Here is a 12034-nt window from a genome sequence, read left to right as displayed (position 1 = left end):
GGCGCGGCCCCAACCCGGTCATGCCGCGACCTACACCATCCTCACGCCTAACTGAACGGTATTGGGGCTAGACCGGTCAGCGCACGGTCAAGCCTCGATGGACCTGATCGATTCAGGCGCAGGCCGAATTCGAGCCGCCTGTCGGAATCGAACCGACGACCTTCTCATTACGAGGGAGAACGACACCCTTGAATTGGGTCTCTACAAGCGCAAATCCTTACACGCCCTCCCGCACCACACGCCGATTTCCCCATCGATCTCCACCTTTCGCACCACGAACGGCACCACGAACGCGACCAGGTCCGCGGAGGTGCCCCAACCTTGATTCAACGATCGCCCGACGCTGTCTGACTGGCTATCGAGTCAGTTGGCAGCGTCGAAGGCCTCTCTGATGTCGGCCGGGACTCGGCCGCGGTCGTTGACCTCGTAGCCGTTGGCGCGAGCCCACTCCTTCACCGCGCGGGCATCCGCGCCGACGGTCGAGCGGGTGACCTTCTTGCCTCGCTTGGTCCTGATCGGTCACGCCGCATCGATGTAGACAGCCAACGCCTTTCGGAGCGCCGCGGCGTTCTTGGTGGCGAGGTCGATCTCGTAGGAGCTGCCGTCGAGCGCAAAGGTCACGGTCTCTCCCCTGCCGGCGGGGAGATCGGTGCCGTCGAGATCATCTGTGAGCAGGATCTCCACTCTCTGAGCCACTGGTTGCCTCCTCGGGAGCAGTGCAGGTAGTGCACAGCATCGTTCACCAACACATCCCAGCCGCGGATTGCTCTGAACCGCCACAACGCCAAGCAGGGGATGAGTCGTGCAGCTAGGTGGACAGCTCGGTGAGGGCAATGGTGTTCCCGTCGGGGTCTTTGACCCAGGCGGCTTTGAGGCGACCATCGTCGAACACCCCGCGTGCATCGGTGCTGATCCCCGGCTGGTCGTAGTGCTCGAAGGTCACTCCTCGCGACAGGAGCTCGGCCATGGTCTCGTCGAGGTCGTCAACGAACCAGCCCGCCAGGGTTGCCGACGACTTGCCTGCGTTGTGTGGCGAGAGGTAGACGAAGACCCCCGTCCCGGCTGCGCAGGGATAGCGCACCCCTTGGTCCTTCGCGTCTTGCCGCGGGCCGGGTCGCAGACCGAGCTGGTCCTCGTAGAACGCCCGGGCCTGAACGAGGTCTGACACAGCAATGACGACCTCGACCTTGTGTTCGCTTAGTCCCATTTCTGGCTCCTCACCGATCGAATGGATTTCCGGAGCGTAGAGCTCTCACTCCTCGCCGAGTGGGCGCACCTCGACTGTCCCCATCTTGGCGACCGGATGCTGGGCGGCCACTGCCAGCGCCTCATCCAGGTCGGCGCACTCGATCAGGTCGAAACCCCCGATCGGCTCCGACGTCTCGGTGAACGGCCCGTCCTCGAGCAGGACCTGGCCGTCTCGCACGCGCACCGACCGTGCATCGGTTGCCGGTCCCAGGGGGCCGCCGACGGAGTGGATTCCCTGCGCCTTCATCGTCTTGACCCAGGCATGCGAGTCGGCGGTCAACTCCGGCTGCGCGTTCGCCGCCGCAGACTCGTCAAAGCAGATCAACAACAAGTAACGCATGACGCCTCCTCGATTCGAGCGTGCCAACAAGGTCGGGACACGATGTCCCCGATGGACACCGGTGCCGGCGCACTACCTCGTATGTCGGTTGGTGTACGACCTGACGTGTCGCCTCGGCGTGGTGATCATGGCATGGGTTCAGCTCCGGTGACGAGGTTGAGGCGGTCCTTGAGCCGGTAGCTGGGGCCGTTGATCGAGAGGACGTCGCAGAGGTCGAGGAGTCGGAGTCGGTCGAGGATCGCGGTGGCCAGGACGTCGTCGCACAGGACGCCGCCCCATTCGGCGAAGGATTTGTTCGAGGTGATGATCATCGAGCCGCGTTCGTAGCGGCGGGACACGAGCTGGAACACCATGTTGGCTTCGGTCCGGTCCAGCGGGAGGTAGCCCACCTCGTCCACCTATGACGACGTCGGCATAGACCGACCTATGCCGATGCTGGAACTATGCCGAGGCGCCGGCGGGGTTGGCGTGAACGCCCCCGCTGTTCCACAAACGACCGTTTGCGGAACAGCTGAGCCGGGCGGTCGTGACCAACGCCGAGATGGTGGCGCACTGGGCCGAGTCAGGTAGGCGGACGACACAAGCCTCTTCCACCGCGATGGCCAAGACCCAACGTTGCCGGGCCGGGCGGCAGAGCGCCATCTTGGTCACGTCGAGCTCTGCGGCGACCCCGTTCCTCCCTTGCCAGCATGTCCACCCACGCCTATAGTAAACAGTGTCTTCCGGACACAGTTCCCGGAACACCGAAGAAGCACCGCCAATCGGGTCAGCCGACTCGGCGCGATGTGCTGAGGGACGAGGTCCCATGAGAAACATCAATGCCTGGTTGTTCACGACGCTGGACGGCGTCGTCGAGGCGCCAGAGAAGTGGGTGCACAGCGACGACGAGATGTTCGCCGCCATCGAAGCGGAGTACGCCCTGGCCGATGCGCTGCTGCTCGGGCGACACACCTACGAGATCTTTGCCGGGTCCTGGCCCGAGCGCGGCACCGACGTCCCGAATGCCGAATGGATGAACACCACCCGCAAGTACGTCGTCTCGACGACGCTGCGCTCACCGGAGTGGCAGAACACCAGCGTCATCGAAGGCGATCTCGCCGAGACGCTCACAGGCCTCAAGGCCGCGCCGGGAAAGAACATCATGGTGAACGGCAGCGCCACTGTCGTGCGGTCCTTGATGCGGGCCGACCTGCTCGATGAGCTGCGCCTGTTCGTGCACCCAGTCGTCGTCGGATCCGGGACACGGCTGTTCGATGACGCCACCCACGCCGTCCTGACGCTGACCCACACGCAGGTCTACCCCAGCGGCGTCGTCTCCCTGACCTACCGTTCCGTCGACGCCTGACGCGATCCCAAGAGGCCTCCATGACGCGCACAACCTGTCACATGTCCATATCGCTCGACGGCTTCGTCGCCGGGCCGAACCAAAGCCGCGACGACCCGATCGGCGTGGACGGCGCCCAGATCCACGCGTGGCACCTGCAGGCCGACGAGCCCGGTCACGAGGCCGACATCGGCGCGCGCGACGAGCTCGCGACGCCGAGCGGCGCCTGCATCATGGGCCGCAACATGTTCGGGCCGATCCGCGGCGACTGGGACGCGGAGGAGTGGCGCGGCTGGTGGGGCGAGGACCCGCCCTACCACGCGCCGGTGTTCGTGCTCACCCACCACGCGCACAAACCGATCGAGATGGAAGGCGGCACAACCTTCCACTTCGTCACAGACGGCTTCGACGCAGCCCTCAAACAAGCGAAGGTCGCCGCCGGCGACCGGAACGTCGACATCTCCGGCGGCGCCTCGACCGTGCGTCAGGCGCTGGCGGCACGCGCGGTCGACGAACTCATGCTCGACATCTCCCCTGTCCTACTCGGCCAGGGCGAGCGCCTGTTCGATGGGGTCGACGACCCGGGGCTCAAGCCGGTGGAGGTCATCCACTCACCACACGCGACGCACATCCGCTACCGCATCGAACACTGACTGACCCAAGCACGCACATCGACTGCTCCGTGCGTTGGTCGCTCGTCGATGGTCTGCAGCCCGCCCAACGAGCAGCCGACAGCTAAGGGCGTTGACCAGAGATTCTGCCGCCTCGCGTCTGTGAGTCGGCTGGGCATGTGAAGCGTGCAAGGGTTGTGGTGGATCCGTCGGCAGACGAGGATCTGCTCATGGGGAGATTCCTATGCAGGATCGGTGTCACCGGTGGGTCCATAAGCGCAACCCCGAGGTCGGCGCGCAGTACCTAGAGTGCGAACGCTGCCACAAGCAGAAGGACACCATCACGCTCGGCCCGGGGTTGACAGGCTCGGGCTGAATGTTCGGTGCCCGGGCGTCGCTAGGTCTGCCGCGCTGGGCAAGGCTGGGAACGGGAAACGCCATACTTGCGTCGCGTCTCTTCGCGCCGACCTGCTCAACACCGGCGCACAAAACACCCGGCTGCAGCAACACATCCGGGCCCTAGAAAGCCGGCTCTCGGAGAGCCTCGGCGAGGCCGTCTTCCGCGACAGTGGCCTCGGAGCACCCGACGACATCCGCAGCCTCCAGCAGGCACTCACCGACCGCGATCAACAACTTCTTGAGCTGCGTCGCCAGCTCGAAGAACGCGGCGAAGAGCTCGCCGCGGCCCGAGCGGCCAATCGTGAGCTCATGACTCAGCTCAACACGCGACAGTGAGACCGAAGCTCACGGCAGTTGCTCGACGCGGCACATCGCTGCGAGAACACCTGCACGCTGCGATCGGCGGTCCCCCGCTCGCCTACCGGCCCACCTTCCGTAGCGCGCTGTCACAGGCCTGCTGGCCGAGCCGTTCGCCACAACCGAGGTGGCGTCATTCGGGCAGGAGTACCTGCACCTGGTCCCGGATCTCCTGCACGACGTCGTCGACTGGTTTGGCGGCGTTGATGGTTGCGGCCATGCTGATGAACATGATCGCGGAGACGATGTGCGCGCGTGCCGCGGCGTCCTGCGGGTTGGAGCGCCCGTCCCGTCGCAGGACGGCGGCGATCGCTTCCTCGGTCTGCACGGTCAGGTCTAGGGCGTCTCGGTGGTGGGGTTCGGCGGGGTCGCCGAAGACGATCTCCCGCAGGTAGGTCCGCCCGTTGTCGACCTGTTTGCGGTTGCACTCCACGACGGGGCGGACGATCGCCATCACGGCGTCGAGTGTGTCCGTGATGCCCTCGGCCGCTGACCTGCCCTGTGCGAGTGCGTCGGCGTAGGTCGAGTTCTGCACGAGCAGGAGCAGCTCGCCCTTGGACTTGGCGTAGAGGAACAGCGTGCCCGCCCCGATATCGGCCTTGTCGGCGATCTCCTGGGTGGTGACCTCGTCGACGCCGCGCTCGGCGAAGAGCTCACTGGCGGCTGCGGTGATGCGGTCGAGCTTGTCCTGCTTGTTCCGCTCGCGCCGACCGGGCGACTTGGAGGTGAGGGGCATGGCTGCCGCCCTTCGTTGCTGAGTGGGCTCGGATCTGCCGGCGCTCATTCTTCCACGGCGGCCAGGGGTGTACTGGTGTGGCGGAGCTCTGGGTAGAGCGCCTCGATCGTGCCGCTGAGGGCTGCCTTGACTTGTGCGGTCAGCTCGTCGCCGATGACTTCGTACTCGTCGGCCTCGACGGCGTCGTAGACCTTCGTCACGAGGTCGGCCGGCGCCATCTTGGGCCCGTCGGCATGTGCGGCCATGCGGGTTTCGACGTATCCCATGTGCACCCCGGTCACGTGGACGCCGCGGGGCGCGAGCTCCAGGCGCAGCGAGTTGGTGGCGGACCAGAGTGCTGCTTTGGTGGCGCTGTAGGCGCCGCCGAAGCCGTTCCAGCTGGCGACGGAGTGCACGTCGACGAGGATCGACCGCGGGTTGGCGGCCAGGACCGGCGCGAACGCTCGTGCGAGGAGGACGGGGCCGAAGAAGTTGATCTCCATGTTTTCCCGGATGTCCGCCTCCGTGACCTCCAGCAGGCTCGCGCTCGGCGGGATCGCGCCCGCGTTGTTGATGAGGGCCGTGACATCGGGCGCGGCAGCCACGGCGGCGGCGATCGACTCGCCGTCGGTGACGTCGAGGGTGAGAGGGACGACGCGTTCGTCGTCCCAGGTGCGGGGTGTGCGGGCTGTGGCGTAGACCTTCGCGGCGCCGCGGGCGAGAGCCTGGTGCACGAAGTGGGTTCCGATGCCGCCGTTTGCTCCGGTGACCAGGATGACTGCTCCATCAAGGGAAGGCATGTTCATGTTCTTTCTGTTGGTGAATCGTCTGTTGGTGGATCACCAGCCGCAGGGCGGGCGATGCCGTTATCGCTGGTAGTGCGCGAGCTCCTTGCCGTCTTTCACGTAGGTCAGTGCGTCGGTGACGTCGTAGGCGTGGATGGCGGAGGCAAACGGAGCCAACGTGTCTGACAGGCTCGCGACCTCGGGGCCCTTGAAGAAGGCTGCCCGCGCGGCCGGGTCCGCGAAGCCCAGGAGGAGGGAGGCGTGGAACCGCTGGTCGGCAGGGTTGTCGTGCGCGACGTTCGGGGTGTCCCAGAGCTTCTCGTTCCAGGGCATGAAGACCTGGGTCCTCAGTTCCCTCAGCGCGCCCGTGCCGGCGAGCGTTCGGGCGAGTTCGTTGACGTGCTTGCGGAACGCACGGGTGCGGACTCCGTCTCTTCGCCGCAGGTAGAGCAGGGCCCGGGCACCGGCCTTCTCGCCGGGCCCGGCGACGGCGTACCAGCGCGCCGAGTTCGGCGGGCCGGCGTAGAGCAGGGTGCGCCGGAAGACGTTCACCTCGTCCTGGGACGCCAGCCTGGTCTGCTTGCGGCCCAGCAGCGGGGACAGGACGGAGCCGAACGTCACCTCAGCGACTCCGTCGATCCTGCGGTCGTCCGGGATCGCGGTCTCGACGCCGCGGGTCGCGGGCCACAGCCCAGGGTTGTGCTCGGCCAGGTGGATCTGGCGGTATTCCTCGAAGCCGGGCGTGGCGGAGATGATCTTGGAGTGCGGACCCTTCCAGTAGTCCGTGCCCGTCTGCCGTGGTTGGTCGGTGCGCATCCACAGCGGGATCGATGAGACGAAGGGCTTCTTCGCGTAGGCATCCTTCGTAGCCATGTTCATTGCCTGCATTCGTTCGGTCGGTCGGAGCGCTCAGCCGGCGAGGAACTCGACCGCGATCGGAGCGAACTTCTGGTGGAACTGGAAGATGCCGCCGTGCCCGGAGTCGGGGTAGATGACCAGCTCCGAGCCCTTGATGCGGCGGTGCATGTCCTCGGACAGGACCGAGGGCACCATCCGGTCGTTGTCACCGTTCGCAATCAGGGTGGGCTGCGTGAGCTTCGACAGATCGGCCGGGGCCGACCGCCCGAACTTCTGGATCGCCTTCAGCTGGGTCTGGAACGCGCGCACCTTGATGTCGGCGTCGCGGTCGACGGTGCGCTCCTGCAGTCGCTGCACGAATGCGCGAGCGGCGGGCTTGCCGGTGGCGTTGCGGTTGAAGAACAGGAACTCCTTCGGGTCCTGCCGCGTCAACGTCGCCCGCAGGATGTCCCAGTAGGTGACGCCGACGACCTTGTCGATGTCCTTGCCGCCTCTGGGCCCGGTGCCGGTCAGGACGAGCTTGCGGACGAGCTCGGGGTGCTTGACCACGAGGTCCTGGGCGATCATGCCGCCCAGCGAGAAGGAGAAGATGTCGATCTTGTCGAACCCGAGGGCCTTGATGAAGGTGTAGGCGTCGTCGGCCATTTCCTCGACGCTGCCGGGAACGCTGCCGGTCGAGGCCCCGACGCCGCGGTTGTCGAACGTGATGACGTGGCGCCCGGCGGCGATCGGGTCGACGATCCGCGGGTCCCAGTTGTCCAGGGTCGCGGCGAGGTGCACGAAGAAGACGACGGGGATACCGCCCTTCGGTCCGAGCTCCCGGTAGGCGTAGGTGACGCCGCCGGCGGTGATGGTGCGGGCCGGGGCTTGCGCGTATGAGGTGATGACGGGTTCGTTCGAGGTCTCGGTCTTAGTCATGATGCTCTCCTGTTTCTGGTCTTGCGATTGGTGAGAAGGGCTTTCAGGCCCGGGTGATGACGGCCTTGCCGCGGATGCCGCCCTTGCCGAGCGACTGCACCGCGTCCACGGTCTGGTCGAAGTCGAAGACGCGTCCGACGACGGGACGCAGCACGCCGCTGTCGACGAGGGCACTGATCTGGCGGAGCTGGTCGCCGCTGGCGCGCATGAAGAGGAACTCGTACGTCACACCGAGCTTCTTCGCCTGCCCGCGGATCTTGCGGCTGAGCGCCGCGATCACGAGGCGCAATACCGGGTTCATTCCGGCCTCTGCGGCGAACGCAGGGTCGGGCGGTCCGGCAATGCCGACCGCCTTGCCACCAGGACGCAACACCCGCAGGGACTTCTCGAGGTTCGTCCCGCCGAGGCTGTCCAGCACCAGGTCGTACCCGTCCAGGAGCTGTCCGAAGTCCTGGTTGCGATAGTCGATCACGCTGTCGGCGCCGAGCGTCCGGACGAAGTCGACGTTGGCCGCGCTGACCGTCGTGGCGACGGTGGCGCCGAGGTGCTTGGCGAGCTGGATCGCGACACTCCCGACGCCACCGGCGCCGGCGTGGATCAGGACCCGCTGGCCCGGCCGCACGTTGCCCTTCTCGACCAGCGCCTGCCATGCGGTCAGGGCCACCAGCGGCAGCGAGGCCGCCTCCTCGATGGTGATCGTCGCCGGAGTGAGAGCCAGATCGACCTCGGCGATCGCTATGCGCTCCGCGAAGGTTCCGATGCGGTCCTTGTCGGGCCGGGCATACACCTGGTCACCGAGCGCGAACCCCCGCACCTTGGCGCCGACGCCGATCACGGTCCCGGCGGCATCGTTGCCCATGACCTGCGGCAACTCGTACCGCAGGAACGACTTGAACGCCCCCGACCGGATCTTCTCGTCGAGCACATTGAGCCCGGCGGCCTGGACATGGACGAGCACGTCGTGCTCGCCCACCAAAGGCTCGGGGACATCCGCTTCCTGCAGAGGCCCCTTGTACTTGCTGACGACAAACGCTCGCATGATGACTTTCCTTCTGGGTCTGACGCTGTTCTGTTGGCTTGCTCAGGTCTCGTCCAGCACACCAAAACCGAGCATCCTCAATAATGAGCATACTCATAAATCTTGTCAAGAGGGCAACCGGAACACCGGCACGCCGCGAGCGGGCTAAGCGGGACAGGTCGTGCGGGATCGTGGCCGCAGCCGGCAACTGTTTGGCGCAGCGCGGCGCGAACGGGGCGCGACGCAATGGCGCCGAGACATCCTCCGGAATAGGCTATGACTAGCCTCAGTTATGAGTACAGTCACTAACGTGGAAGGTCGGAAGGTCCTTCCCTATGCCGAAACGGCATCTAACCTCAGGAGCCCGTGATGACAGCAGCTCGGCAGGTCGCGCTCGTAACAGGCGCTTCCTCAGGTATCGGCAAGGCGACGGCGATCGCACTCGCCACCGCGGGTTTCCAGGTGATCGGGACCGGCCGCAACACCGCGCGATCCACCGCACCCGCCGGGGTGACCTACCTCGACCTCGACGTGACCAACGACGAATCGGTCGCCACGGTGGTCAAGCAGGTCATCGACCGGTTCGGGCACATCGACGTCCTGGTCAACAACGCCGGCGTCGGCGCCACCGGCGCCGCCGAAGAGTTCTCCATCGCCCAGACACAAGACATCTTCGACATCAACGTCTACGGCGTCATGCGGATGACCAAGGCGGTCCTGCCACACATGCGCGCTCAACGGCGCGGGCGCATCATCAACGTCTCCTCCCTCAGCGGGTTCGTCCCCAGCCCGTTCATGGCCCTCTACGTCTCGACCAAGCACGCGGTCGAGGGCTACTCCGGGTCACTGGACCACGAGGTCCGCGACTACGGCGTCCGGATCCTGCTCGTCGAGCCCGGCCCGATCAACACCCCATTCGGAGCCCACAGCGTGCAGGCCGACACCCCACTGCCGCTCTACGAGTCGGGACGGCGCAACTACGAGGAGGTGCTGGCGAAAAACACGAGCAGCGGCGACGACCCCGCCGTCGTCGCCAAGGTAATCGTTGCGGCGGCCACCGATCACAACCCGAAACTGCGGCGCACCGCCGGCTCGACGGCCGCAACCGTCAGCGCGCTACACCGCGTCGTTCCGGCCCGGATCTTCGACCGCATCATCCGCAGATTCAACCGCATGCCGAGCTGACGCTCACCTTCAAGCAGCCGGACACGGCGCGGACCCGGCGCTGACGAACCCGGCACCCGCGGTCGTCGTCCCGCACGGGAGGCGACCGTCAGGGCGCCGAGCCGTGCCGAGCGTCGGGATCGTGCCCGGCTGCGGTCCCTCGTTGCCGGCTGGCGACACTACGGTACGCACAGCCCGTACTGCTCGCCCGTCTGTCCCTCGATGTAGTTGCCGGGCTCACCCAAACTCGGACTGCTCCCCACGAACCAGCGACCCTGACGAAGCGCTGGCTCGGCGGCCGCCCTTAACTTGTTCAGTGGAGATAGCCGTCCCACTTCGGTTCGTACCTGGCTCCGCCGCACACCGCGCGCACTCCGGGCACGTCCTCGACTGCCCCGGCGAGCTCGTTGCCCTCGGCAAGCGCCTGACGCCATACCCGGCCACCAGCGGATCGGTTGCCGAACGATCCCAGCGGAACAACCGTACGGCCATCCGCGACACCTGTCGCGCACCACGAACCAGTTCGAGGCAATACGCTGACCAGGCACATCCATGCATCGAAGCTGAACCGAACACCGCGCATCCCAACAGAATTCACCTTCACCCAGGCATCGCGGCGACCCGGCGTGTAGCGGGTGGCTGCACCTTTCGCGACCAGTCCCTCGACGCCCATCGCGGCGGGAAGCATCTCGAACCATTCGGTGGCTTCGTCGAGATCGGCCGTCACGGGAGTCAGTTGCAGCGGCGGGACCCACCGCTGCGCCAGTTGCTCGAGGCGCTGCCGGCGTACCGTCCAGCGCTGGGTACGCAGATCAATCCCACCGGCGGCGAGCAGGTCGAACCCGGCAAACGAGGCGGGCAGGCGGTGGACTGCGGACCGCGACCGGCGAGGAGTGGGCCGAGTTCGAGAATCACTTCGTGTTCCGCCAGGTCGCCCTAGGCGATTGCCACTGTCCCTATGGCACCCGCTGCGTCCACGAACACGCTTGCGTGAAGTGCCGCTTCCTGCGAGTCGACCCTACCCAACTCCCGCGCATCGAGGAGATGACGGTCAACGCGACCGAACGCCTCGCCGAGGCGCAGGACCGGGCCTGGCTCGGTGAGGTCGCCGCGCTGGAGGACTCCCTCAAGCATCTGCGCCAGCGCCGTGCCGAAGCCGAGCACGAGTTGAAGACGACCACGCCGCCGTGGCGCCCCGATCGCTGACTCAGTTGGTGGGCAGGGTGTCCACATCCGTCGGACGCAGGACTGGGCGGTGTCGCACCAGACGAGGTGGATGCCGGTGGTGGCCCGCAAAGCTCACCAGAAACATGCTCAATATCTGTAGTGGCGGGATTAGACATTGGGATGTGGTGTGTGTAATGTTCTTCGTGTTGACAGAGAAGAACAGCGAAGCTGACGTGGACAGCTACCGATCTGTCCAAAGGTTGTGCAGTAGGTACGACGGCGGACTCCGCCGGGCCGATCAGTGAAGGGGCTCGGGTTTCACGCCAGGATCTGGTCAGAGTTGCTGGAGCCAGCGGTTGAGAAGGGCTCCAGGCTTGACGGATCGAAGTGGCAGTTCACAGTTGAAGTAGCAGTTCGTAGTCGTAGTTGCATCAAGTAGTTCGCAGGTCCGTACTCGCAGTAGCTGTTTGTAGTTGCAGTTGAAATACCAGTAGTTGTTGTTCGAGAGAGAAGGGAAGGGATTACACCGTCGGATCGCCCGCCAGTGCCAGTACCTCGCCAGGCGGGTGCCGTAGTTCCATCAGATGGGAAGGTGGTCTTCGGTTACGCATCCAGCGATCCCCGCAGCGACAGCCTTCACGTGGCGCGCTGCGGACATGCAAGGCCGGCCATACGGCCGGTAGATGGTGACAATCCAACTACCCCTTGGGCCCCGGTGCTTCGGCACCGGGGCCCTTCGGCATGGAGGTTCGATGACCCCAGATCTGCACACGGAGAACCCGATGAATTCAGCCCCGGCCGGACCGGCCAATTTCGACGACGAGGACTACCCCGCCTACACGATGGGGCGAGCCGCGGAGATGCTCGGCACCACGCCGGGATTCCTGCGGAGCCTAGACGAGGCGAAACTGATCACCCCGCAACGCTCCGAGGGCGGACACCGCCGCTACTCCCGCTACCAGCTGCGCCTGGCGGCCCGGGCCCGTGAACTCGTCGACCAGGGCACCGCCCTCGACGCCGCCTGCCGGATCATCATCTTGGAAGACCAGCTCGCCGAAGCCCTACGTATCAACGAGCAGCGACGGGAACAGACATAGCGACCGACGAAGAGGGTCCGCTGGCTTGACAGC

The 12034-nt window shown here is 65.8% G+C and carries 16 protein-coding genes and 1 pseudogene; 6 read left to right on the top strand and 11 right to left on the bottom strand.

All coding sequences use genetic code 11. From position 1 onward, the window contains the following. Positions 1 to 363: 363 nt before the first annotated feature. The 5 genes from ACXC9Q_RS41775 to ACXC9Q_RS41755 all read right to left on the bottom strand — a co-directional run bounded on the left by ACXC9Q_RS41775 (position 364) and on the right by ACXC9Q_RS41755 (position 1977). Positions 364 to 516, bottom strand: coding sequence for an Lsr2 family DNA-binding protein (locus tag ACXC9Q_RS41775; RefSeq protein ID WP_457062592.1), 153 nt, complete (start codon positions 514 to 516; stop codon positions 364 to 366). A gap of 3 nt (positions 517 to 519) precedes the next feature. Beyond that, on the bottom strand, positions 520 to 696 hold the full coding sequence (locus ACXC9Q_RS41770; protein ID WP_457062584.1) for an Lsr2 dimerization domain-containing protein: 177 nt from the start codon (positions 694 to 696) through the stop codon (positions 520 to 522). Positions 697 to 808: 112 nt separating this feature from the next. Beyond that, on the bottom strand, positions 809 to 1207 hold the full coding sequence (locus tag ACXC9Q_RS41765) for a VOC family protein (protein ID WP_457062583.1): 399 nt from the start codon (positions 1205 to 1207) through the stop codon (positions 809 to 811). A gap of 45 nt (positions 1208 to 1252) precedes the next feature. Next, on the bottom strand, positions 1253 to 1588 hold the full coding sequence (locus tag ACXC9Q_RS41760; protein ID WP_457062581.1) for a YciI family protein: 336 nt from the start codon (positions 1586 to 1588) through the stop codon (positions 1253 to 1255). A gap of 125 nt (positions 1589 to 1713) precedes the next feature. After that, positions 1714 to 1977, bottom strand: coding sequence for an ATP-binding protein (locus ACXC9Q_RS41755; RefSeq protein WP_457062579.1), 264 nt, complete (start codon positions 1975 to 1977; stop codon positions 1714 to 1716). A gap of 416 nt (positions 1978 to 2393) precedes the next feature. Between ACXC9Q_RS41755 and ACXC9Q_RS41750 the strand changes: the two genes are divergently transcribed. The 3 genes from ACXC9Q_RS41750 to ACXC9Q_RS41740 all read left to right on the top strand — a co-directional run bounded on the left by ACXC9Q_RS41750 (position 2394) and on the right by ACXC9Q_RS41740 (position 4258). Then, positions 2394 to 2933, top strand: a complete 540-nt coding sequence (locus tag ACXC9Q_RS41750) for a dihydrofolate reductase family protein (RefSeq protein WP_457062578.1) — start codon at positions 2394 to 2396, stop codon at positions 2931 to 2933. 41 nt (positions 2934 to 2974) lie between these two features. Next, complete coding sequence (locus tag ACXC9Q_RS41745) at positions 2975 to 3565, top strand: dihydrofolate reductase family protein (RefSeq protein WP_457062576.1); 591 nt, start codon at positions 2975 to 2977, stop codon at positions 3563 to 3565. A 267-nt stretch (positions 3566 to 3832) separates the two neighbouring features. Continuing rightward, a complete protein-coding gene (locus ACXC9Q_RS41740) occupies positions 3833 to 4258 on the top strand; it encodes a hypothetical protein (RefSeq protein ID WP_457062574.1) in 426 nt (141 codons plus the stop codon). A 154-nt stretch (positions 4259 to 4412) separates the two neighbouring features. Here the strand turns inward: ACXC9Q_RS41740 and ACXC9Q_RS41735 are convergent, their stop codons facing one another. The 5 genes from ACXC9Q_RS41735 to ACXC9Q_RS41715 all read right to left on the bottom strand — a co-directional run bounded on the left by ACXC9Q_RS41735 (position 4413) and on the right by ACXC9Q_RS41715 (position 8594). Beyond that, positions 4413 to 5015 carry a TetR/AcrR family transcriptional regulator gene (locus ACXC9Q_RS41735; protein WP_457062573.1) on the bottom strand — a complete coding sequence of 201 codons (603 nt, stop codon included), beginning with the start codon at positions 5013 to 5015 and terminating at the stop codon, positions 4413 to 4415. Positions 5016 to 5059: 44 nt separating this feature from the next. Next, positions 5060 to 5794 (bottom strand): SDR family oxidoreductase, encoded by a 735-nt coding sequence (locus ACXC9Q_RS41730; RefSeq protein ID WP_457062571.1) that lies wholly within the window; start codon positions 5792 to 5794, stop codon positions 5060 to 5062. A gap of 66 nt (positions 5795 to 5860) precedes the next feature. After that, on the bottom strand, positions 5861 to 6652 hold the full coding sequence (locus ACXC9Q_RS41725) for a hypothetical protein (protein WP_457062570.1): 792 nt from the start codon (positions 6650 to 6652) through the stop codon (positions 5861 to 5863). A 36-nt stretch (positions 6653 to 6688) separates the two neighbouring features. After that, positions 6689 to 7555, bottom strand: a complete 867-nt coding sequence (locus ACXC9Q_RS41720; RefSeq protein WP_457062569.1) for an alpha/beta fold hydrolase — start codon at positions 7553 to 7555, stop codon at positions 6689 to 6691. Between the two features lie 43 nt (positions 7556 to 7598). Next, on the bottom strand, positions 7599 to 8594 hold the full coding sequence (locus ACXC9Q_RS41715; RefSeq protein WP_457062567.1) for an NADP-dependent oxidoreductase: 996 nt from the start codon (positions 8592 to 8594) through the stop codon (positions 7599 to 7601). Positions 8595 to 8942: 348 nt separating this feature from the next. On the opposite strand from ACXC9Q_RS41715, the gene ACXC9Q_RS41710 reads away from it, so the two are divergent. Beyond that, complete coding sequence (locus ACXC9Q_RS41710; protein ID WP_457062565.1) at positions 8943 to 9758, top strand: oxidoreductase; 816 nt, start codon at positions 8943 to 8945, stop codon at positions 9756 to 9758. Positions 9759 to 10050: 292 nt separating this feature from the next. Here the strand turns inward: ACXC9Q_RS41710 and ACXC9Q_RS41705 are convergent. Further along, positions 10051 to 10608, bottom strand: a pseudogene (locus tag ACXC9Q_RS41705) (ATP-dependent DNA ligase); the annotation flags it as partial. A 173-nt stretch (positions 10609 to 10781) separates the two neighbouring features. Here ACXC9Q_RS41705 and ACXC9Q_RS41700 point away from each other — a divergent pair. After that, on the top strand, positions 10782 to 10943 hold the full coding sequence (locus ACXC9Q_RS41700) for a hypothetical protein (RefSeq protein WP_457062563.1): 162 nt from the start codon (positions 10782 to 10784) through the stop codon (positions 10941 to 10943). A gap of 713 nt (positions 10944 to 11656) precedes the next feature. Then, positions 11657 to 12001, top strand: coding sequence for a helix-turn-helix domain-containing protein (locus ACXC9Q_RS41695; RefSeq protein ID WP_457062562.1), 345 nt, complete (start codon positions 11657 to 11659; stop codon positions 11999 to 12001). Positions 12002 to 12034: the final 33 nt, after the last annotated feature.

This window comes from Kribbella sp. CWNU-51 (assembly GCF_054073265.1).
This window is presented reverse-complemented; position numbering and strand designations above follow the sequence as displayed.